The following is a 21,301-nucleotide window of genomic DNA, read 5'->3' as shown; positions in this document are numbered from 1 at the left end:
GTGAAACCGTCACTGTATCAACAACGCGGGCTGAGCGCGCGGTCAGACGGTCTTCGAATAGCGAGTTTCGGGCGCGTCCGACAGGTATGCGTCGAACACCATCGCGATGTTGCGCACATACAGGCGCCCCGCCGGGTGAAGCGTCAGACGATCGCGGCCGATCGACAGCAGGCCGTCGCGCTCGAAGCCGCGCAGCATGTCGAGCTCGCGCGCGAACTTGTTCGCGAAGCGGATGCCGTACGCCGCCTCGAAATGCGAGAACGGCAGTACGAGATTGCACATCAGGTGCGTGATTACGTCGCGCCGCAGCCGGTCGTCGGCGCGCAGCTTCACGCCTCGCACGATCGGCAGGCGCTGCTCGGCGAGCGCCGCACCGTAGCGCGGCAGCTCCTTTGCGTTTTGCGCGTAGACGTCGCCGACCTTGCCGATCGACGACGCGCCGATGCCGATCAGGTCGGCGTCCGCGCGCGTGCTGTAGCCCTGGAAGTTGCGCTGCAGCGTGCCGTTGCGCTGCGCGCGCACGAGTTCGTCGCCCGGCCGCGCAAAGTGGTCCATTCCGATGTACACGTAGCCCGCGCGGGTGAGCCGCTCGATCGCGAGACCGAGGAGCGCGATCCGTGTCGCGGGCGGCGGCAGCGCGGTGTCGTCGATCTGGCGCTGCATCTTGAACAGATGCGGCATATGCGCGTAGCCGAACACCGACAGCCGGTCGGGCTCGAGCTCGGCGATCGCGTCGAGCGTGCGCGCGAAGCTCGACACGGTCTGGTGCGGCAGTCCGTAGATGAGGTCGATGCTGATCGAGTGGTAGCCGGTCGCGCGGGCCGCGCGGACGAGGTCGGACGTCATCTTGAGCGGCTGCACGCGGTTGATCGCGCGCTGCACGTCGAGATCGAAATCCTGCACGCCAAGGCTCACGCGGTTGAAGCCGATCGTGCGCAGATGGACGAGCGTCGCGGGCGACGCAGTGCGCGGGTCGATCTCGATCGAGAACTCGCCAGCACGGTCTGACGCGAGCGTGAAGTATTCGCGAGTCGCCGCCATCAGCTCGGTGGTTTCGGCGTCCGACAGGAAGGTCGGCGTGCCGCCGCCCCAGTGGAGTTGCGTGACGGTGCGCTCGGGATCGAAGAGCGCCGCCTGCAGCGCGATCTCGTGCTTCAACTGGTCGAGATAGGGGCGCGCGCGCTTGCGGTTGCGGGTCGCGATCTTGTTGCAGCCGCAGTAGAAGCACGTGGTCGCGCAAAACGGGATATGAAAATAGAGCGACAGGTCGCTCGCCGACGCGCCCGGATCGGCGGCCGCGCGGATGTAGTCGGCGGGATCGAAATCTACGCTGAACTGCGGAGCGGTGGGGTAGGACGTATAACGAGGGCCGTTCGCCGTGTACTTGGCAAGCAGGTCAGGGCGAAACAGCGCTTCGGACGGGATCGGCTGCGTCATGCTGGAAGCTCGAATCGTGCTCTGTGATGCCGTTCAGTATATAAATCGGCGGTTTCATTGAATTGTGTAATAACGTCGCAGCGGCCGATGGCACAATACGGATTTCGCGCGTCGCCGGCCGGCTTGCCGTTCGGCGTTTGCGGCGGTTGTCGTGGCTTTTGGGGTATTTGATGTGATGATTGGCGAAGTTGTCGTGAGTTCGCGGAAGACGTCCGCGCACGCGTGTCGCGAAGGCTGCGGCGCGTGCTGCATCGCGCCGTCGATCTCGAGCCCGATTCCCGGCATGCCGAACGGCAAGCCGGCCGGCGTGCGCTGCGCGCAGCTCGTCGACGGCGAGCGCTGCGCGATTTTCGGCCGCCCGGGGCGGCCCGCGTGCTGCTCGGGCCTGCGGCCGAGCGACGAGATGTGCGGCGCGACGCGCGCCGACGCGCTCGCCTGGCTTGCACGGCTCGAAGCCGAGACGCGGCCTGCGGCGCCGCTCGCCCCAGCAGGAGAACAAGATGGCACGGACGATCTGGGCGGTGCTCGCCCATGACAGGCCGTACCGGAAGGACTACGTAAGCGTGAAGCCGGCTTGAACGGCTCACGCGAGGTAGAAGTTCAACGCTTAACACAGGGTGAACGTCGAAAGGTTGCGCAGTAATCGAGTGTGATGACAAGCCAGGTAGGACCGGGACTCGCTAAACCTGCATGCCGTGTAGAGCTTCGAGCTCGCCAGGAGAATGAGGTGCGAGTCAGCGTATTTCATAGGGGCCCGCAGCGGGCAGTATCGGCTGCAACAAGGCCGGGTATAGAGCTGCAGCCCATCCTGTCAAGTCTGACCACACGAAAACTGTTGCAAACGGGACGCGTTCATATAGATTCAGCATGACCCAGACGAGCGCGCCGGGCCGGCGCCGCTTCCTGATCGCCGTGTGTGCGGCCGCGGGCGTCACCGTGTCGCTTGCCGCGTGCGCGTCGACGTTCCCGTTCATCCCTGATCACTACACGTTCTCGCAAGGTGACGTGCAACGCGCGGTCGCTCGCAAGTTCCCGTATCGGAAGACGGTCGCGCAGGTAGTCGACGTCGCGCTCGCGAATCCGGCGGTCGGACTGCTGCCCGACCAGAACCGGGTCGCAGTGCGCCTCGACGCGCGCTTCGAGAGCCCGTTCCTGCGCGAGCCGGTCAACGGCAAGTTCACAGTGTCGGGCCAGCTCGCGTACGACGCGCCGAGCCGCTCGGTCGTGCTGAAGGCGCCCGCCGTCGACAGCGTGAACGTCGACGGCGACGCGCAGACGTATACGCAGCAGATCGGTGCGGCGGCGGGCCTCCTCGCGACTCAATTGCTGACCAATTATCCGATCTATACGTTCAAGCCGGAACAGCTGCAATTTGCCGGCGTGAATTACGAACCCGGTACAATCACAATTCTTACAAACGGCATACGCGTGGCGATCGTCGAAAAGTGACGTCGCGCCGCGCGCGGCCGGAGCGGCCGCGGCGGTTCCGTGGCCTCGGTTGACTCACTTCGGAAGCGGGCCACGGATGGATTGGATACTGATTTGCAAAGCGCTGGCGCTCGGCATCATTGAGGGGCTGACTGAATTCCTGCCGGTGTCGAGCACCGGCCATTTGATCGTCGCGGGCAGCTTCCTGCGTTTTCATTCCGAACAGGCGAAGACGTTCGACGTCGTGATCCAGTTCGGCGCGATTCTCGCCGTGTGCTGGGAATACCGCCGCAGGATCGTGGACGTCGTGACCGGCCTGCCCGCCCAGCGCGAAGCGCGGCGCTTCGTGATGAACGTCGTGATCGCGACGCTTCCGGCGATCTCGCTCGCGCTGCTGTTCGAGAAGACCATCAAATCGGTGCTGTTCGCGCCGGTGCCCGTCGCGGTTGCGCTTGTCGTCGGCGGCGTGGTGATCCTGTGGGTCGAGGGGCGGCGGCGCGAGCGGGGTGCGCCGGCGCGCGTGCAGTCGATCGATGCGCTGACGCCGCTCGACGCACTGAAGGTCGGCCTCGCGCAGTGCTTCGCATTGATTCCGGGGATGTCACGGTCCGGCTCGACGATCATCGGCGGGATACTGTTCGGCCTCGATCGGCGCGTCGCGACCGAATTCTCGTTCTTTCTCGCGATCCCGGTGATCTTCGGCGCGACGCTGTACGAGACAGCAAAGGATTGGCGCGCATTCGACGCCGATTCGATCGGCCTCTTCTCGATCGGCCTCGCCGCCGCCTTCGTCAGCGCGTTCGCGTGCGTGCGCTGGCTGCTGCGCTACGTCGCGTCGCACGATTTCACCGTGTTCGCGTGGTATCGGATCGCGTTCGGGCTGTTCGTGCTGCTCGTCGGCTATAGCGGCTGGATCGAGTGGACGTGAGGCCGCAGCCGCGGTTCTCGCACTGAACAAGCCGATATGCGGCGGCGGTGCGCTCGCCGCTGCAGACCTTCGTTCGACCGGATTCGCCGGTCGGTGCCGCGCGTCAGTCCGCGCGCTTCTTGAATACGAGATCCCACACGCCGTGCCCGAGCCGCAACCCGCGGCGCTCGAACTTCGTCACCGGACGATAGTCGGGGCGGGGCGCATAGCCTTTCGCGGTGTTCTCGAGCGTCGGATCGGCGCCGAGCACCTCGAGCATCTGTTCCGCATAGTTCTGCCAGTCGGTCGCGCAATGCAGGTACGCGCCCGGCTTGAGCCGCGTCGCGAGCTGCGCGACGAACGGCGGCTGGATCAGCCGGCGCTTGTGGTGGCGCGCCTTGTGCCACGGGTCCGGGAAGAAGATGTGGACGCCGTCGAGACCGTCCGGCGCGATCATGTGCTCGAGCACCTCGACCGCGTCGTGCTGGATGATCCGGATGTTCGTCAACTGCCGCTCGCCGATCAGCTTCAGCAGCGCGCCGACGCCTGGCTCGTGCACCTCGACGCCGATGAAGTCGTCGCCCGGGCGAAGCGCGGCGATTTCGGCCGTCGATGCGCCCATCCCGAAGCCGATCTCGAGCACGCGCGGCGCGCGGCGACCGAAGATCGCGTCCCAGTCCGGCCGTGCACGCTCGTACGGGACGACGAAGCGCGGGCCGAATTCGTCGAGCGCGCGGCGCTGGCCGGTCGACACGCGGCCGGCGCGCGTCACGAAGCTGCGGATACGGCGAAGATGGAGCGGGTTCGATTCGTCGTCGCCGGCTGCCGGAGTGGCGTCGGTCGCCGGTGCGGAGGCGGCGTCGTTGGCGTCGTCGTGCGGCACGCCGGGAGCGTTCGGATCGTCGTGAGTCATCGTGGCAATGAAAGGCGAGTGGCGGGCCGGGTGCCGCGGCGCGCAGGGCGGCGTCGCGATCGACGGGCCGCCCGGTACTGCGTACGAAATACGAAAAAGCCGCCTTCGACGAGGCGGCTTCGCGTGCTTCGGCTGCGGATGGCATCCACGGTCGGGAAAGTGGAGCGGGCGATGGGAATCGAACCCACGTCATCAGCTTGGGAAGCTGAGGTAATGGCCATTATACGACGCCCGCAGAATATGTAATTTTACAGGGGTTTGGGTGGGGAAGGCAAGCGGGGGAGTTTGGCTGGTGGCATCGAAACTGGCATGGCTGCATGGCGAAGCGGTGGCTTCGCTGGCATCGTCCGTTCGACGGGTGGCATCTGCCCGCGCAATGGTGTACTGTATAAATGTACAGTGCTTGTGCCGGTAGCTTTCCTCGGCCGGCAGGAATGTGTCACACTCGGCGCGCTCGTAATAACTACACGCTGAGGGACCATGCTGACGTTGGACTTGCTCGTCATAGAGCGACTGGTTGTTCATCACATCAATCAACGGGATGTGGACAGAAACGTCGTCGAGCCAAATTACGCTGACGACTTGCTGCACTTGCCGCCGGGAGCGATGGATATGTTTACGCGACGGATTGTGCAGGCACTCGGGCATCGGTCGCACGGCATCGAGGTCGATATAAGGGACGCGGGTCCGGGCAGCTTTTTTCAGAATGCTGCCGATGCTATGCACACCGACGATGGTCAATTCATGGAGATGAGTCGTCAGATGGCGCATGACTTGGCTGCTGCGCAAGTCATGCGGGATTTGCCGCCGAGCAAGCTGATTGTTGTTTCGGGTGTCGTGGGAAGAGTGCAACGCCGATTTATGGCGGTCATCAAAGCAGAAATGCAGGATGGACTAGGGGAGACGAGGCACGGGCAGCAGACACAGATTGACTACCTGACCAATATCTTTCTAACGGATAGTCAGCGCCTGTATAAGATAGGGTACGTGCAACAGATCGATGGGAATGCAGGGCGTGCTCAGCCATACCAGCGAGAGCATTTCGTGATGCATCTTTTCGACCACTTGATGACAGGCACGGAGACAAGAAGTGCTGCGCTGTATTTCTACAGCGGGTTCATGGGCGCTGACATCGCTGCTTCAGACAAGCGTCTGACACAGGACTTCTACGAACGTACTATCGAGTTCATCAACTCGCGCGGCTTCGAGCCAGAGGACCGTATGGATCTTGTCGATGCGTTGCGTTCAGAACTCCGGAGCAACAAACAGACCCTCAGCGTCGCTGACTTTGCGGACGAACACTTTGAGCGGGCTACACGTGACGAGTATTGCGATTTCATGGAGCGTGCCAACTTTCCGGTGCATGCGGTATCTAAGAACACGGAGTACATCAAAGCGAAGCTTAAACGGCGACAGCGAATGGTTTTTTCGGGGGACGTAGTGATTTCTACGCCACCTGACAAACTGAAGGAGCTTGTTTCTATCGATACGTCTGTTGATGGGGTAACTACGGTTACCATCAACGGCACACTTCAGTCACAGGAATGACCCGAGACGAAGTCGATCAGTGGCTTGGCAACCTATCTCCCGCACTTGAGGAGTGGGGGAAGTTTGTCGTCCAGCGAGTCACTGATCGAGTGCGAGGCGAGGTCGGAGAGCGTAGGTTTGAATCCTTCTTCAAGGTGGAGCCGACCTATCGGGTGAAGAGCGCCAAGTCCGCTTTCGAGAAAATCGACAGGAAAGGTTACACGGATCCAGGCAGGCAGATCACGGATCTAGTGGGGGCACGCTTCATCGTTTTAGTGCGCACGGACATCGACATACTAGAGGAGGCTTTGGCTCACTGCACTGACTGGACGCTTAGCAGGGAGCGTGACCCGTCATTCGAAATCAGCCAGGAGCCAATGGTCTTCGATTATCAGTCGGTCCACTATCTCGCAAGAAATAAGAGCAAGCTGGTACTCAACGATGTTGAAGTGCCAGCGGATCTTGCATGCGAAGTCCAAGTGCGAACGTTGTTGCAGCATGCATATGCGGAACTCGTGCATGACAACATTTACAAGCCAGCGGGCGTAGTACCTTCGTCCACGAGGCGACTGGTTGCTCGATGCATGGCGCTGATGGAAACCACGGACAGCATGTTCTGTGAGGCGCTTGAAGAGTTAAATCAGGTGAATACGGAGCGCGAAGAATGGCTTCGGTTCTTGCCTGATGTCTATGCCCAAGTCACGGGACATCGCGATGTGTCAACCAATGACGACGATACCATGACAGTGTTGAGCAAATATCGCGACTGGCTAACGCAAACGAATCGCGAAAAATTGCGCGAGCTCGTTACTCTGCCTGCTCTGGCGAAGAAGATCGCCGCCCGTGTTGGTAGCAACTCGTTGTTCGACCGACCGATGTGCCTGCTCGCATACTCGTTGATTGACGAACATGGCTCGGCTGCGTTTGAGTCATGGCCTATTGAGAGATATGCCAACGATGTACGAACAATCATGGCTGATCTGGGAAAGGCGAGCAAGGTGCTTTAAGTGTCGCGAGCATCGCAGAGGCGCGAGACCTGATGTTGTCGCGACTATTCGCCAGATACTCGCTGAACAACCTCGTTCATGGAGTAGTGCACAAACTGCTTACCAAGCTCCGTCAGCACGTATTGTTTGCTGCCCTCAAACGCCGATTCCATCGTAGCACTTGCTGGTAGAGATGGCTTTCGTGTTGGTTGTTTTCGCAGAAACTGCCCATCGGCGTTTGTGTCTCGCGTCTGGCGTATGACTCCGCCGCTACTGAGGTCACGGATCAATAGTTTGTACAGGTCGGCTTCTGCCGAATCCTCGCGGACGAGATTACCGTAGATCGACGTCCAGATGTCAAATCGCGTCGAGCCGGGGTTCTTGAAAATCTCGCGAATGACGGCGAGGTGCGATTCGTGGTAGTTGTCCAGCCAGTCGATGAAGAGCCGAATCACGTCGTCTGAGCAGAGTCTCGTCCCTGCGGCGTTCGTAACGAGATTCGCCACGTAGCGGCGCTTTTCTTCGGTGTCTGCTTTGTCCCACGCACGGAAAGCCTTGCGAACGATGTCGAGATATTCTTCGCTCGACAGACGTTCGTCGATTTCCTCGCCAATCGCCTCGAACCGACGGCCGATTTCCTGCATGGTTGCGCTCAATGTTTCCATCTTGGACTGATGTTGCTCCAGCCATTGAGTCTGAAGTGACGATGTTCGCAAACCGGATTCTTCGGTCTTGACGCTCGCCAGTGCGCTGATGAATCCGCCCACCCAAGGAATACTGCCGAGTGCTGCCAGAGCGAATTTCTCGAGGATTCGCCGCTTCGTGCTCGGATTCAGTTTTTCGAGTTCGGTTCGAATCCGCTCAACGGCCGAATCAGTTGGGCTTACGGCATTACCGGGATTGCCATCCGCATTCATCGCCGCCCCCGCGTGTTATTGACGTGGACCGATTGTACATCGGGAAGGGGCCTTGAATGATTTCGCCCAGTTGCCGCCGACCGCGAATAAGGAGATGGTCGCGGCATGAACGACATCCAACACCACAACGATTTCCCGCCGCTGACCACCGACCAGATTCAGGGGTTGGTGGAGTCTATTCAAGATGCGTTCGGCGGCAATTTCTCGCGCGCCGAGTTCACGAACCATCTGCTGACTCTGCTCGAAGACGTACCGGGATTCGAGGTCGGCGATGTCCCTGCGGCATTGATCGAATCGGCATGGGCCATCTACTCGGGCGGTCGCTCATGAGCCGACCACTATTCCAACTCGGCCAGGTCGTTGCGACGCGTGCCGTGGCTGCGCATCTTGAGCAACACCGCATTGCTGCGGCGTTCTATCTAGATCGGCATGTCCACGGCGATTGGGGGAGTGTACCTGCCGAGGACGCACGGGCCAATCACAGTGCTGTCGCGCATGGCGCACGCATCCTGTCGAGCTATGACGTTGCGGGCAAACGTGTCTGGATCATCACCGAAGCAGATCGGCGCATGACAACGCTGTTGTTTCCGAGCGAATATTGAGCATGAGAGGCAAGCATCCCATCGCGCCGGAGATGGCTAAGCCGAACTTGATCCGTCGTCCACTACGCGACTTGATCGCCGGGCTGGTGCAGCTTCCCACAACACTATCCGGCGACCCGGACTACGATGAGGCCGATCCAGACGTGCTGGTTGATCTCGCGGAATCGGCTGAACTGGTGCTTCAGCTCGTGCATGAGGGATTGGCCGCAATCGGGCTGATGTACGCGCACACGGCGAACCAGATCGCAGAAGGGCACATCAAGGCTGCTCATGCTGCCGCGGTTGGTCGGTTGCAGGTCGAGCTCGGAGAAGTGCATCCCTATATTCACCGGCTATCGTCGGAATGCCGACGCTATACGGCGGACTACGTGGGCGACTAGATCACTTGCGCCGCGTAGCCTTCACTGACTCGACCTCGAACGCCAGCATTTCGCCCGGTGCGACGCCCAAGGTTTCGGCCAACACGCAGATGTTGTAGAGCGCGATGTTCCTTTGCCCACGCTCGATCCCGCCAACATATGACCTCGCCAAGCCCGATTCGAGCGCGAGCTTCTCCTGCGACCAGCCTTTCGCCTTGCGCAGCTCCACCAGTCGTTTTCCGAACAGCTCTAGCGGGTCGTAATCCATCGTTGGGCGTCCACGAACACCCGACGAGGGTATGGATTTGACCTTTATGAAGCCACTCACTATAGTGACACGCACTATGAGTGACAATCGACGAGGGTGGCTGTCGTCGGCCCCTCGGTTGCCACGGGAAAATTTCAGAAGGCCAAACGGGGTGACGGGAATGATCAAGCTGGAGACCCGAGCAAGACCAGTCGTCGCAAGGAGAGTTTCAGGAATGTTGGTTGATTGCCCTCATTGCTATAAACCGATGCACGAAGAGGCAGATGTCTGCCCGCACTGCACCAGAGATGTCCCGAATGCGTCCGAACTTTCAAGTTCTGGCGTCGATTCTGGCGAAAATATAATCAGATTCTTGTCATTCGTAGTGGTGTTTTTCTTCGGAATGGGGATAGGGTTGGATTACCTCGGGTGGTGGCATGACTGGGAATTATTCCCATGCGCACTTGTATCGGTTGTATTGGCGTTAGTGCTCACGGCTCTAATTTCATAGCTCATAAAAAAATAATCATGGCCTTGATAAATTGGGCAAATATGGACGATGAGCTAAAGAAGATTTTCGTGGGTGCGGTGCGGCCTGAGACGACGGAGCGGATCGGAGTTATGTCAGTCGATTCGTTCCACAGGCAATGGGTGCCAGTTGTTGCTGAAGACGGCTATCTGGTTGCGAAAGCGAGGAACGGCAAAACTGCATTGCTCGGTCGAGTGTGTAAGCGCGACGACGGAAAGTTCTGCCTCGAAGTCATGGTGCGTGCCGAAATCGAAAACAACAAGCTTCGTCACTACGAGTTCTGGTATGTCGATCCAGCCGACGAACAACGTCATTCCCGGCGGCTTGATATGGTAATGCGCGACCACATCAGTATGTGAATTAATCGATTGTTTTGTGTGGATTGGTTGTAAATTTCTAGAGTGGTCGTTGAGAATTAAATCTCGGGGTATGCGTGTAATATGAAACAAAAAATTGTCAGATCTGGTATTTTTGTTTGTCTCGCTATTCTGGCCGTCTCAATCAGCGGTTGTCAGAAGAAGGTCGATTTCAATGAGGTGACCAACAAGCAGTTCGATTGCACGGCGATCCGAAATGGCGACAGCGATCCCACGCCCGGAACGATGATGGTCTGGGCAACAAACGGTCGGGCGAACCTCCGCTTCTACAACATGGATAGCGGATGGTTCGCTGGCGTCTATCGTGTGAACGGCACGCATTTCAGAATCGACTTCCGTGCCGAGGCATTCGAGAACGGCGCGATGATGCCCATTCCGGGCGGCATGCACTTCGAAGGCGATTTCATCGAGGCGACCAGCAACAAGATGAAGATCAAAGGGATCATGGGCGGCAATACTGATTCCCCGACAACCGTCGAGCTGGACTGCCGCGCACATGCCGGAAGTTAGTGCATCCTCTCCGGGGTTCGCGATGCAGTGAATCCCGGTTTTGTACGCCTTCAATAAGACATGGATAGTGCCCCGAATTCAGATGCGTGGGGGACGACAAACCCCACGATTCACGCAGGATTGAGCAGCAGGGAGTCGATGACTTTTACGGCCTTCCGGCTCGCGTCGTTCGGGCTGAGGTGCGCGTAGCGCTGCGTCATCTTCGGATCACTGTGGCCGAGCAAGACCGACACCTCATACAGACTGACGCCCGCCTTGACGAGCTTGCTCGCGAACGTGTGCCGGAGCGTGTGCAGGGTGGCGCGCCCACCGCGTTCCTTGACGAGAACGGGATCATTGAGTCCGGCCCGCTCGATTGCCTTCTTGATCGACTTCGTGCTGTAGCCGCGCTCGTTGCCGGAGCGATCCTCAAACACGTATCGCTGCCCCTGTCGGCGTTCCTCCCACCGACGACGAAGGATCGCTTCGAGTCGGGAGGTCATGTGCAGTACATCTTCATTCCGCACCTTGCTCCGATAGAGGCTGATCGTGCAGGCATCGATGTTGATCGCCGACCACGGAATGTTCGCGACCTCCGAGTAGCGACACCCCGTATCGAGCAGGAAAACTGTGATATCGTAGTTATCCTGCATATTTCGCGTCATCTCGGGTGTCTGCGGTTTAGACGCGTTTATACGCGCTCTAAGCCGTTCCGGATCAAGTTCGAGCAATAACGCCGACTCGTCGTTAGAATCCAGATATCGAAGCCTATACGAAGTCCTAAGCTCTGGAAAAACGATATCTCGACTGACTTTGAATCCAAGCTTCGCCATCTCGTTGATCGTCGCGCGAAGCAGTCCGATCTCATGCTTGATCGTCGCGGGCTTGTCACCCTCGGCCTTGCGCTTTGCGACGAGAAGATCGAAATCGCGCGTTGTCAGTTCATGCAGCAGCGTATCAGGCGACATGCCATAGCAGGGAAGCTTGGCTTTCGTTCTCGGATGAAGCTTATAGCCGAGCGATTTCCGAACGATCGAGCACATGTTCCGGTGATAGGACGTTTCGCTTCGCGCCTCGACATATTGTTCCAGGGCATCCTTGAGCGTGATGGGCTGTGCATCCCCGAGATACTGCTCGGCGTGCGCTCGATTGCGCATCTCGCGTTCGACCTGAGCGGCCTTCGTCTTGTTCGGCGTCCCGGTGGAACCGAAGAACTTCTTGCCCTGAATTTGGAATTGGTAATACCAGTTCTTGCTATTGTTTCGACGGATGAGTGTCATGGCGTTGCTCCTTGCAAAACGTAATCAATGAGCAACACCATCCGGGCTGATGAGAGGTATGACAACAGCTTTCGCCCATGCCAGTAGTAATATTTGCGACCGGCATCCACAGTGAATCGGTAACTTAAAGAATGAGATCTGATTTGCTCAGATCAATGCCAGTTGATTCGCTGGAATAATCGCATTGGCAACAAATTCCGTACAGACCAAGCGAGCCATGGCTGACTGGAACTCCACATTCCCTGCATGGAATTTCATGTTTGGATAGCGACCAATAACTAATGTCGCATTCCTTGCAATAGAATCCAAGCGAACTGGAATATTCGATATATGGGCGGCAGAAAATATTCTCGCCACCATGATTCGGGCATGTGAGCAGGATATGTTCGCTATAAAAGAACGCCATATCGTGCTCATTTCCATGTTCGTCTTTGAAAAACGCGTCGTCGGCGAAGTAGACTGAGCCAGGCATATCGATAGGCGCGTAAAGTTCCTTATCGATGCAGGCAAAAAGTTTGCGGTTAAGTGGAATCCGCTTTCCGCGGATATCGGGGTTGGTAGTCATCGAGATTTGTGAGAGATTGATTGTTGCAGGCGACAGTCCCGTCGCCGATCAAAAAAATAATAACGATCGTTTAATGGAAGATCAAGAAAAATGTGAGTGCATAGTAAACCGCGATCGCATGGATCTCGATGGGCAGATATGAGGAAATAACAAAGCCGACAAGTGACCGTATATTTCTTTTTGAAGTTGAAAAGATGCGCACTTGTCGGCTCAAGGTCAGTTCGGTACTGCGCGGGCAGTCGATTCGCGTCCCGCGCTGTCCGTCATCGGTCCCGTACCTTTATTCCTCGAAGGTGGGCTCGGTCAAATACACTTTCTCGCCGTCCGGGTTCAGCAGGTAGGGTGTCCCGATGTATGAATAAACGGAGGGGCGTGTCCGCGTCTTAAGCCGATATTTCGCGAAGCTGATCGTCCGTTCGAGCAGGTCCGAGTTGAGCCGGTAGAAGTGTGTGCGTTTGCCCCCAGCATCGCTTTTTCCGTCCGTCATGGTGTCGAGACCGATGAGGTCGAGGAATTCCTTGAACTGAGCCAACGGCTTTTCTTCGATGTCCCTGCGCAAAGCCATGTCGAACAAGTGGGCGATTTGCGCCCTGTAGCTCAGGCAGCAATCCACGAAGCTCCGCATGTTGTCCTTATGCATCCGGTGGGAGGTGTCGAACGACCGCTTTCCGTCGTAGATGCAGGACGCCATCAGCACCTCTTTCAAGGTCGCTTGCCGCCGAGCCGCCATATCTTTATCGAGCGCGTGGGCCTTTGCATTCGCATAGGTCCGGGCAAGCGCAACCGTCTCGGATTCCAGCAATTCGCACATGGCGGTGATCTGAGTGCGGTAGCGTCCGTGGTTGTCCATCAGCACCAGTTCTGGCGTGATCTCCTGCCCGTAGAATTTTTCGATGGCGTAACGGTCGCGGCGAAGCTACTCGTCGGAAGTCAGCATCATCGCGTCGTTCAGGGCCTGGTATTCTTCCTCAGTGAGCGGTTCAGCGTCACACACATCGGTCGCGCGCATTTCTTCGAGCCGTTCCGGTCGGCGTGGTGCGGGCAATGCACGGGGGTTCCGCTCGCGAGAATGGAGAGCGGAGCGTGTTTCCCGTCCCGGGTGCGCAACAATTGATCGTCAGCGACGTGCAGGGACGAGCGGACGAAGTTGTTCGCGTTCCGATTGCCGCCATCTTGCTCGTCATCATCTCCTTGGGTTGCACCGAGTTCCTTGAGGTATTCGATCTGCTCGACGGTCAATGTCTTGTCGATGAGATACGGATCGCACCCTTCGTTACCGTAATACATGCGGCAAGGATCGACACATGACTCATCCGCGCCAAACATGCGTACGAGGCCGCGGACGACCTTCCGCATTTCGTCGGCGTCGATGATCGTGTACGGACTGCGGAACATAGCCCGAAGACGAGGACGTTCGAGCGTGGAACTGTGGGTTTCGTAGATCAGGAGCCCGTGGTCTGCCACAAGTTCATGGGCCAGCAGCGAATCGAAGGTCCAGCCTTCATCGAGATCGACGCCGAGAACGTCGGTGCAGACGAAGTTCGCGGCCTTACGACGGTCAACGTGTTGTGCGCACCAGCTAAAGCCAGCAGCGATTGCGGCCGCGATTTCAGTCAGCGTGAGGGTGACGTTCTCGAATTCCGTCGCGAGAAGTTTGAAATCGTCCGTGCCGGGGCGAGCCTTGTTTTTGACCAGACGGTTGATGGCGATTTTCATGCCCACCTGACCGGCTGAGGCGGCAGTGATCGTATCGATTGTGGAGCTGTGCGTACGAGTATCCATGTCGTGCGGTTCCGATAAAGTCGGACCTGCGTACATGGGTTCGTTGCGTGCGTTGCAAGTCCGGCAGAGCGAAGCCCTGGTTCACCGGAGTTGCACGGGGTGGGTGCAGTAGATCAGTCAATCGACTCGCTCCGGCATGATCGAACCTCAGCGAGACGCTGATATTCGGCCATGTCCGGGCTATACAGTTGAGCGGATGTAGTACGTCTTGCGGACGCTCACTCAACCATATCACTCGCGTGTGCTGCTGCGAGCTTCTCTATCTCGGGGCCACACACGAGGTAGAGGTCGTTGCCTGTCTCCCACAAATGGACGGGGCGGATGATGACGTTTTCCACGCGGAGCGTCAAGGGAGGGGCAACCATTCCTGACGCGCAGGAACAACAACACAACATGTTCGTGTTCGACTTTTCGCCAGCCTGTTCTTGGCGACAAGCGGCAACTGTTTAGATTGTTTTTTGAAGTTGAAAAAGAGCGGACTTGTCGGATCGAACCATCAGTTGGGCCTACGGCAGAATCCTAGAAAGCTGATGATCTGATTCGGAAATCCCCGGCAGATCAAGGGGATAGGAGAGATGCGGACGAGGGTGACGTGAAAACTGTCACTGTTCCTCATCGGATTTCATGCTGGTAGCTGTCGTGTCGGCCGTGATTGCTCGTCGCCGTTGCCCCGAAGGTGGATCAGTCGGACCCTGGGCGCACTTTCAACGAACGGAGTGCGATCATGGTCGATCAGAAGCAAGGTACGACGGGCAAGGACGAGAAAGCTGGCAAGCCGGTTGTTGTTGATCAGAAGCAGGACGCGGCCTCGAACTCAACGGGGAACGATACCGCAGCGAGGGCGGCACGGGCGACGGCGGCCGCGCCGACGAAGATGGAACTGGCGACCGAAATCTACAAGCGGATGCGGACGGTCAAGGATGTGACCCGGAAGGACATCATCGAAAAGTTCGTCGCCGAGGTGAAACTGACGAAGGCCGGCGCGAGCACCTACTATCAAATGATCAAGGACAAGCACGAGCCGCAGGGTAAGAAGTGATGCCCTTCCGGCAGCGAAAAGAAGCGGGCTCCCGTGGGAGCCCGAATCGTTTCGTCGTTGATCAGTCGAAGTTGAAACTCAACTGACCGGGTGCGGACCGCCAGTGCGAGCACACATGTTCCAGATGGCCGAAGCGAATCCGGGTGTAGTTACGCACGAAGACGGTCTTTGCCTGCTCGCGAGCGAGGTTGGGCATAAACCCCTCAATGTAAGGAGGTTGAAAGCGATTCTTGCCCTCAGCTCCCTTGTCGCGTAGACTACAAGAGTTATCTGGACGATAACTGTGGGTGACAGGGGCACGCCTTAACGCGCTGTCTTCTGCTCGCCGGCGCCCCCAACGTTTCGATCTCCTGGCCGAGATCAAGGTGTTGGGGGCGTTGTTTTTTCCGGCCCGGCTACTGCGAGCTATGTAACCGGGGCCGAGTCATCTTCTTTTCATTCGCTCCCTTCAGGCGTGAAGCCCTTCCACCGCTTGATATATGCTGCGAGCATCGTTTGCAGCATCACCCAGTCGTCTGCATCGAGCCCTTTCGGAACAATGATCTTTGCGCCTTGCTGCTTTCCGGGAAGAGGGATTTCAAATCGCTCGACGTCTGGACCGTCGTCTTCCTGAGGCACTCTTCCCCCAGTGTCAATCGGTCGTTGTTCGTCTTCAGTGGTTTTAGGCGATTTCCTGCTGCCGTTGCTTTTGGGGGCTGCCGGCGCTTTGACGTGCGGCGATACCTCGATTCCACATTCTTTCGCGGCGGGGATGAAGAACGCGATGGTTTTCGTCAGCGTACTGCCGCTAATCCCCAATTCGCGAAACTTCTCGGTCATTTGGCCGGTACTTGCGTGGCTCAGGTCAAATTCAGAGTCGTTGAAGAGGAAGGCGTATGACTCGCGCAGGATGGGGCCGAGCGTAGATTTCCGGGCATCGTCATCAGAGAGGACAAACGGCTTGAAGTGATCCTTGGGCTTGCCGGTGTCATCGATGAAGCCCAGAAAGCGGAGCGCAGCGATGATTCCCGATTGCTGTGATCCCGAAGCTTTTGGCATCACCGTTTTGTCGATGCGTGCCGGCACCGTGCCTGCATCTCGAAGCTTGTTCAAGAACGCGATGAATGAACCGTAGGAGATGACGGGCGGTGTTGCGAGCTTCTCTTTGCTGCTAGCCATGTGATCTACCAAACCGGAGTGATCGATGGCGCTAAATCTACCATTGGTTTTTGGCGTTTGCAAACAAATTTCATCGCGGCGCGCCGCGATCTGTCCCGGGTGGTTTCCATCAAAGCATCCGTGATCAGACATATCATTTGGATGCATCAGATTTCATTCGTACGCAAGCCATTGATTATTAATGGATATTTGTATTTTTACGTTTTTGTGGGGACTTCAATGTGATCTTTCCTGTGGTTGTGAGACGCCGTGATGCGCTGTGAGGTGCCGTGAGATGTCGTGAGGTGTCGTGAGGTGTAGTGAGGTGTAATGAGGTGTTGCGGAAAGTACCAATACGCACCGACGTGTGCCGGTGCGCTCCGAGATGCGATGGGGGCGGGGACTCCTGGATGAGTGGGCGGGAAACTTCGAATGCTCGTGGACTAGTGCGCAAAGTAGCTTTGGCCGGCCGGCTTTAACTGGCTTTCGATGGCGTTTCGATCGACGCGCGCTACCCCGCGTGTACCAAGCTGGTGCAATCGGTCGCTGTCATGCTGGCGTCCGTGCCACCTATATCGTCAGCTTCTTGATGCCGGTGCTGGCGTGAAAACTGGCATCGCAGTGAATCCCGCATGAACAGCGGTTCTTCGTGGAGCCGGGAGAAATCGTGACGTGAGAACGCGCGTGAATAGCGGTTTGATTAACGCGCTGGGGCTTGGGAAGCTGAGGTAATGGCCATTATACGACGCCCGCGGAATGCGCGATTCTACTGGGGTTTGGGTGGGGAAGGCAAGCGGGGGATTCTGGGCGGCGGCATCGAAACTGGCATCGCTCGATGGGGGGGCGGTGGCATCGCTGATGGTGAACGAGTAGGAGGGCGGGATCGACCGCGAGCGCTGGCTTGCTGTCCGAGCTGCGATGCAGCTCGGGTTCACTGGGGGTGTCAGGATTTTCGTGTTCAAGGCGGGTGTACTCACACCTCGCGCCTTCAAAGAAGATGCAAGTCCTGAAAACGGACCATGCCTTGCTTATCTATCGAGTAAGTCACCAAGCGAAAATTAAGCTCATCCGCGGTGACATCAGTAATATGTTCCATCGGATGCTCAGACACAACGATAATCTGAGTTACTTGCTTTCCTGTAAATTGCCTCGTCGGAGAAACGTGAACCGAAAGCTGGCCAATGGCAGTATAGGTACTGTGAGTGTCAGTGCAGGTCTTTACCTCAAAAAGCAATGCGTGCTTCTTTTTCTCAGCTACCAAGTCGATCTCACGGGACTTGTAAATTTTGTCTTCGCCGATAAATTCTTTGCGCAGAGCTTCAACGATCTTGCCATGATTTGATTTGGCGTAGGCGCGCTTGGGTTTGGATGATTTCCGTCCTCCGGTGAATTCTCTGAAGTATTCCTCGAGCTTGTCAAAGCCAGTTTTATTGGACTGCCTTCCTTCGTCGGTGGACGATGAGTTGGAATCAGTGCTGGGTTCCCCGTTTGCCTCTCCACCACGCACCGAATCACGTAGCTCAATAGCAAATTCACCTATGTCTCGAAGCAGGCTCGTCGAATGAAGGTCGGTAATTAATAATAATTCAATCGACTTGCAGCCGGATTGCGCATCTGTAACGTATGATGTCATAGCCTCAAAAGCGATATCTTTGTAAATTCGGTTGATGACGGTGATAATGCCGCGGTGTGCAAGGGAAATTTACCAGTTTAAACATCTTCCAGAAATGCACCACCGAGACTCTTCTTAATCTTATCTAGGGCATAGTTAATTTGAGGATCAATGAAAAGCGTGTGCTTGGCGCTGTATTCGCCACGATCAAATTCAATAAGATGGAGTAGTCTGTTTGAATTCTACGGACTAGCGGAAAATTTATGAATAAGAGATTGGCGCGGCGAGAGAATTCACCGAGCCCATTTCGATCGCCGGAAAATGGGAATTATTGTCCATCGGGAAACGATGGGATGGTTTGACGGGTAGGGCCGGCCGATTGCCGGGCAGCCGGAAATCCGCATAAAGTTGAGCGTGCGCAGCCGGTTCGGGCGCGTCCGGCGTCCCGTTGCGCCGCGCCGGCACGTTGCGCCGCGCCGGCACGTTGCGCCGCCGCACGTCCGGGGCGGGTCCCGCGCCTGCCGCGCGGCGAGGACGTCGCACGGATCTTCTCTTCGTCAATCGTGAGGTGCGGCCTTGTTCTATTCGATCGTCGCGATCTTCGTCGGCGCCGGGCTCGGCGCGCTGCTGCGCTGGTTCCTGAGCCTCGGCCTCAATGCGCTCTTCCCCGAAGTGCCGCTCGGCACCCTCGCGTCGAACCTCATCGGCGGCTATCTGATCGGGATCGCGGTCGTCGCGTTTACCACGAGGGCGGGGCTGCCGCCTGAATGGCGACTCTTCGTGATCACGGGCTTCATGGGCGGGCTCACGACGTTCTCCACCTATTCGGTCGAAGTGATGACGCACGCGACTCAGGGCGAGTTCGGCTGGGCGCTCGCCGTGGCTGCCCTACACTTGATGGGTTCGTTCACATTGACGGGGCTCGGCATGTGGACCGCGCGGGCGTGGCTCGCGCCGGTCTGATCCGGCCTGGGCGGAGGCGGCTATGGACGGGGTCTTCCTGCGTTTTTACGTACACGAGAATCACCGGCTGCACTGGAAGCCGCTCTGGGAATGGCTGCTCGAGGAAGCGAACCGGATGGGCGTCTCGGGCGGTTCCGCATTTCGCGCGATGGCGGGGTTCGGCCAGCATCGGGTGCTGCACGAGGATCGCTTCTTCGAGTTGCAGGGCTCGCTTGCGATCGAGGTCGAATTCATCGTCACGGAAGACGAGGCGCGGCGGCTCATCGCGCGCGTGTCGCGCGAGAAAGTGCGCGCGTGCTACGCGACGATCCCCGCGCACTTCGGCGTGATCGACAATCTCGGCGACGGCGCGCCGGCCGCCGCCGCGCCGCCGAACGAATAGCGCGTCAGATCCCGAACAGCGTGAGCGACACCGCCGCGCGCGTCACGATCATGATCAGCACCTGGACGATCACGAACAGCAGGATCGGCGACAGGTCGATGCCGCCCAGGTGCGGGATCAGCCGGCGCAGCGGGTTCAGGAACGGCGCCGTGAGCTGATACAGGATCGCCATCGCGGGCGAGCGCGGGTTCAGCCACGACAGCAGCGCCATCAGGATCGTCAGCCACAGCACGAGGTTGAGCGCCCATTTCACGACGGTCAGCAGCGCGACGATGAGAATCGTCGGGATGATCGACAGCGCGTCGACGCCTGCCATCGTCACCATCAGCGCGACATAGACGAGCGACGTGACGAGTGCCGCGACGACGCTCGCCCAATCGACGCCGCGCACGCCCGGGACGATATGCCGCAGCGGCAGCACGAGCCAGTTGGTCGCCTGCAGCACGGCCTGCGTGACGGGATTGTAGGGCGGCACGCGCACGGCCTGCAGCCAGACGCGCAGGATCAGCGCTGCGCCGAACAGTGTGAAAACGGTATTGAGCAGAAAACGGGCGATCTCGCCGAACATCGTTTGAATCCTTTTCTTTATCCAGTCCAGTCGGTAGCGTGCCGTCGCCGCCTGCAGGCGGCGCGCATCGGGCGTCACCTTATCACGGCTCGTCGCGGGCGGGGCGTGCGAGGCCGAGCGAACGGGCGAGCGACGCGTCGACCGCGTGCTCGAGCGCGTCGAGAGACGGGGGCGGCGACGCGCGCTTGCGCGCGAGCGCGACCGCGCGGCGGGTATGGAGCGCGTAGAGCGCCGCGTGGTCGCCGCCGAGCGACTCGAGGAGCGCGAGCTGTCGCTCGACGATGCCGACGTCGCCGCGCGACACGGGCCCCGCGAGTGCGTTCGCGAGCCCCTTGTCGCGCGCGGTCTCGATCGTGCCGGCGAGCATCGGCAGAAGCGCGCGCAGCGCGTCGTCCTCGGCGAAGCCGAGCGAGTGCCACAGCTCGACGCATTCGGCGAGGTTGCCAAGCGCGAAGCTCGCCGCGTAGTTGGCGGCCGCGTGATAGAGCATCCGGCCGCCCGCCGGGATCGACAGCGGATGGCAGCCGAGCGCGGCGGCGAGCGCGACGAGCAGATCCTTCAGCGCGCCGTCGGCCTCGATCGTCACCGAGCAGCCGTCGATCCGCGCGAGATCGGCGTCGCCGCCGCCGAACAGGTAGAGCGGATGGAAGCCGCCCGTCGCCGCGCCTTGCGCACGCGCGGGGGCGAGCAGATCGACGCTCGATGCGCCGCTGCAATGCACGAGCGCCTGCTCGCCCGCGCGCGCCGGCGCAAAGCGCAACTCGGCGGCGATCCGGCCGAGTGCGTCGTCGGGCACGGTGACGAAGATCAGGTCGGCGGCGTCGACGACCGCCTGCGGCGAATCGACCGCTGGGCAGCGCGCGCCGTGCGCCGCGCTGCCGCTGTCGCGGTCGGAGCGTGCGGGGTCAGCGGCGTCGCGCGCGGCTCGGTCGGCGTCGATCTGCGCGGCAAGTGCGGCGGCCGATGCGGGCGAGCGGCTCGCGATCGCGGTGACGGCATAGCCGGCGCGCGCGAAGCGGCGGGCGACGCAGCCGGCAAGGCGGCCCGCGCCGATGAAGCCGATGCGGGGCGTGGCGGACAAGGCCATGGATGCGATCCTGGATCTGCGGCAAACCGTCAGTATCGCGTATTCGGCGGCAGCAGCGTTCGATCCAGCCCCGGAAGACCGCCGGATTTTGGGGGACGGAATGCGCGGCGAGATGCGTCCGTGTCGCGCGGGCCACATGCTGTCTCTAATTTGTAATCGTTCATTACC

25 protein-coding genes, 1 tRNA gene and 2 pseudogenes are annotated in these 21,301 nt (G+C 59.0%); 14 read left to right on the top strand and 14 right to left on the bottom strand.

Annotated elements, in window-relative coordinates; all coding sequences use genetic code 11:
* Positions 1–42: 42 nt before the first annotated feature.
* On the bottom strand, positions 43–1,437 hold the full coding sequence (gene hemN, locus WS70_RS14610; protein ID WP_059597596.1) for an oxygen-independent coproporphyrinogen III oxidase: 1,395 nt from the start codon (positions 1,435–1,437) through the stop codon (positions 43–45).
* A gap of 44 nt (positions 1,438–1,481) precedes the next feature.
* On the opposite strand from hemN, the pseudogene WS70_RS32930 reads away from it, so the two are divergent.
* The 4 genes and pseudogenes from WS70_RS32930 to WS70_RS14595 form a co-directional block, all read left to right on the top strand.
* Positions 1,482–1,553, top strand: a pseudogene (locus tag WS70_RS32930) (coproporphyrinogen III oxidase); the annotation flags it as partial.
* Between the two features lie 59 nt (positions 1,554–1,612).
* Positions 1,613–1,933 (top strand): annotated as a pseudogene (locus WS70_RS14605) (YkgJ family cysteine cluster protein); the annotation flags it as partial.
* 371 nt (positions 1,934–2,304) lie between these two features.
* Positions 2,305–2,886, top strand: coding sequence for a DUF1439 domain-containing protein (locus WS70_RS14600; RefSeq protein ID WP_059470332.1), 582 nt, complete (start codon positions 2,305–2,307; stop codon positions 2,884–2,886).
* Positions 2,887–2,962: 76 nt separating this feature from the next.
* Positions 2,963–3,793: an undecaprenyl-diphosphate phosphatase gene (locus tag WS70_RS14595; RefSeq protein ID WP_059470331.1), complete on the top strand. Its 831-nt coding sequence runs from the start codon at positions 2,963–2,965 to the stop codon at positions 3,791–3,793.
* Between the two features lie 103 nt (positions 3,794–3,896).
* Here WS70_RS14595 and trmB read toward each other — a convergent pair whose 3' ends face one another.
* Entirely contained in the window at positions 3,897–4,685 is a 789-nt protein-coding gene (gene trmB, locus WS70_RS14590; protein WP_059470330.1) for a tRNA (guanosine(46)-N7)-methyltransferase TrmB, read from the bottom strand.
* A 160-nt stretch (positions 4,686–4,845) separates the two neighbouring features.
* A tRNA-Gly gene (locus WS70_RS14585) sits at positions 4,846–4,920 on the bottom strand.
* Between the two features lie 245 nt (positions 4,921–5,165).
* Between WS70_RS14585 and WS70_RS14580 the strand changes: the two genes are divergently transcribed.
* Entirely contained in the window at positions 5,166–6,233 is a 1,068-nt protein-coding gene (locus tag WS70_RS14580) for a nucleoid-associated protein (protein WP_059597595.1), read from the top strand.
* On the top strand, positions 6,230–7,219 hold the full coding sequence (locus WS70_RS14575; protein WP_059597594.1) for a GTP pyrophosphokinase: 990 nt from the start codon (positions 6,230–6,232) through the stop codon (positions 7,217–7,219). The genes WS70_RS14580 and WS70_RS14575 overlap by 4 nt, the downstream gene beginning before the upstream one ends.
* A gap of 44 nt (positions 7,220–7,263) precedes the next feature.
* Here the strand turns inward: WS70_RS14575 and WS70_RS14570 are convergent, their stop codons facing one another.
* On the bottom strand, positions 7,264–8,115 hold the full coding sequence (locus WS70_RS14570; protein ID WP_059597593.1) for a hypothetical protein: 852 nt from the start codon (positions 8,113–8,115) through the stop codon (positions 7,264–7,266).
* A 105-nt stretch (positions 8,116–8,220) separates the two neighbouring features.
* Between WS70_RS14570 and WS70_RS14565 the strand changes: the two genes are divergently transcribed.
* Genes WS70_RS14565 through WS70_RS14555 form a run of 3 tightly spaced genes read left to right on the top strand, consistent with a single transcriptional unit; the run spans position 8,221 to position 9,097 of the window.
* Entirely contained in the window at positions 8,221–8,445 is a 225-nt protein-coding gene (locus WS70_RS14565) for a hypothetical protein (protein WP_059597592.1), read from the top strand.
* Entirely contained in the window at positions 8,415–8,717 is a 303-nt protein-coding gene (locus tag WS70_RS14560) for a hypothetical protein (RefSeq protein WP_226382769.1), read from the top strand. Before WS70_RS14565 ends, WS70_RS14560 begins: the two co-directional genes overlap by 31 nt.
* Before the next feature lie 2 nt (positions 8,718–8,719).
* A complete protein-coding gene (locus WS70_RS14555) occupies positions 8,720–9,097 on the top strand; it encodes a hypothetical protein (RefSeq protein ID WP_059597590.1) in 378 nt (125 codons plus the stop codon).
* 1 nt (position 9,098) lies between these two features.
* On the opposite strand, the gene WS70_RS14550 is transcribed toward WS70_RS14555, so the two are convergent.
* Complete coding sequence (locus WS70_RS14550; RefSeq protein WP_059597589.1) at positions 9,099–9,344, bottom strand: helix-turn-helix domain-containing protein; 246 nt, start codon at positions 9,342–9,344, stop codon at positions 9,099–9,101.
* Between the two features lie 435 nt (positions 9,345–9,779).
* On the opposite strand from WS70_RS14550, the gene WS70_RS14540 reads away from it, so the two are divergent.
* Both WS70_RS14540 and WS70_RS14535 read left to right on the top strand, forming a co-directional pair.
* Positions 9,780–10,211: a hypothetical protein gene (locus WS70_RS14540; protein WP_226382768.1), complete on the top strand. Its 432-nt coding sequence runs from the start codon at positions 9,780–9,782 to the stop codon at positions 10,209–10,211.
* Between the two features lie 81 nt (positions 10,212–10,292).
* Positions 10,293–10,739, top strand: a complete 447-nt coding sequence (locus WS70_RS14535; protein WP_159082905.1) for a hypothetical protein — start codon at positions 10,293–10,295, stop codon at positions 10,737–10,739.
* A gap of 110 nt (positions 10,740–10,849) precedes the next feature.
* Here WS70_RS14535 and WS70_RS14530 read toward each other — a convergent pair whose 3' ends face one another.
* The 4 genes from WS70_RS14530 to WS70_RS14520 form a co-directional block, all read right to left on the bottom strand.
* A complete protein-coding gene (locus tag WS70_RS14530) occupies positions 10,850–11,998 on the bottom strand; it encodes a site-specific integrase (protein ID WP_059597586.1) in 1,149 nt (382 codons plus the stop codon).
* Positions 11,999–12,122: 124 nt separating this feature from the next.
* Positions 12,123–12,563 carry a hypothetical protein gene (locus tag WS70_RS31575; RefSeq protein WP_159082904.1) on the bottom strand — a complete coding sequence of 147 codons (441 nt, stop codon included), beginning with the start codon at positions 12,561–12,563 and terminating at the stop codon, positions 12,123–12,125.
* Between the two features lie 280 nt (positions 12,564–12,843).
* Positions 12,844–13,413, bottom strand: a complete 570-nt coding sequence (locus tag WS70_RS14525; RefSeq protein ID WP_226382767.1) for a hypothetical protein — start codon at positions 13,411–13,413, stop codon at positions 12,844–12,846.
* A gap of 98 nt (positions 13,414–13,511) precedes the next feature.
* Positions 13,512–14,345, bottom strand: coding sequence for a hypothetical protein (locus WS70_RS14520; protein WP_226382766.1), 834 nt, complete (start codon positions 14,343–14,345; stop codon positions 13,512–13,514).
* A 724-nt stretch (positions 14,346–15,069) separates the two neighbouring features.
* Between WS70_RS14520 and WS70_RS14515 the strand changes: the two genes are divergently transcribed.
* Positions 15,070–15,384 carry a hypothetical protein gene (locus tag WS70_RS14515; protein WP_059597637.1) on the top strand — a complete coding sequence of 105 codons (315 nt, stop codon included), beginning with the start codon at positions 15,070–15,072 and terminating at the stop codon, positions 15,382–15,384.
* A 61-nt stretch (positions 15,385–15,445) separates the two neighbouring features.
* Here the strand turns inward: WS70_RS14515 and WS70_RS33445 are convergent, their stop codons facing one another.
* The 3 genes from WS70_RS33445 to WS70_RS31570 all read right to left on the bottom strand — a co-directional run bounded on the left by WS70_RS33445 (position 15,446) and on the right by WS70_RS31570 (position 18,154).
* Positions 15,446–15,580: a hypothetical protein gene (locus tag WS70_RS33445; protein WP_257791888.1), complete on the bottom strand. Its 135-nt coding sequence runs from the start codon at positions 15,578–15,580 to the stop codon at positions 15,446–15,448.
* A gap of 239 nt (positions 15,581–15,819) precedes the next feature.
* Entirely contained in the window at positions 15,820–16,689 is an 870-nt protein-coding gene (locus tag WS70_RS14505) for a DUF5343 domain-containing protein (protein WP_226382765.1), read from the bottom strand.
* An 820-nt stretch (positions 16,690–17,509) separates the two neighbouring features.
* On the bottom strand, positions 17,510–18,154 hold the full coding sequence (locus tag WS70_RS31570; protein ID WP_159082903.1) for a hypothetical protein: 645 nt from the start codon (positions 18,152–18,154) through the stop codon (positions 17,510–17,512).
* Positions 18,155–18,709: 555 nt separating this feature from the next.
* On the opposite strand from WS70_RS31570, the gene crcB reads away from it, so the two are divergent.
* Entirely contained in the window at positions 18,710–19,096 is a 387-nt protein-coding gene (gene crcB, locus WS70_RS14495) for a fluoride efflux transporter CrcB (protein WP_059470328.1), read from the top strand.
* A 22-nt stretch (positions 19,097–19,118) separates the two neighbouring features.
* Entirely contained in the window at positions 19,119–19,478 is a 360-nt protein-coding gene (locus WS70_RS14490) for a DUF190 domain-containing protein (protein WP_059470327.1), read from the top strand.
* A gap of 4 nt (positions 19,479–19,482) precedes the next feature.
* Here WS70_RS14490 and WS70_RS14485 read toward each other — a convergent pair whose 3' ends face one another.
* Together WS70_RS14485 and WS70_RS14480 are read right to left on the bottom strand one after the other, a co-directional pair.
* The gene (locus tag WS70_RS14485) at positions 19,483–20,046 is read right to left on the bottom strand and encodes a YggT family protein (protein ID WP_059470326.1); all 564 of its coding nucleotides are present in this window, start codon (positions 20,044–20,046) and stop codon (positions 19,483–19,485) included.
* An 82-nt stretch (positions 20,047–20,128) separates the two neighbouring features.
* Positions 20,129–21,133 carry a Rossmann-like and DUF2520 domain-containing protein gene (locus tag WS70_RS14480; protein WP_059470325.1) on the bottom strand — a complete coding sequence of 335 codons (1,005 nt, stop codon included), beginning with the start codon at positions 21,131–21,133 and terminating at the stop codon, positions 20,129–20,131.
* Between the last annotated feature and the right edge of the window lie 168 nt (positions 21,134–21,301).

Source organism: Burkholderia mayonis, from assembly GCF_001523745.2.
Taxonomy (GTDB): Bacteria; Pseudomonadota; Gammaproteobacteria; order Burkholderiales; family Burkholderiaceae; genus Burkholderia; species Burkholderia mayonis.
This window is presented reverse-complemented; position numbering and strand designations above follow the sequence as displayed.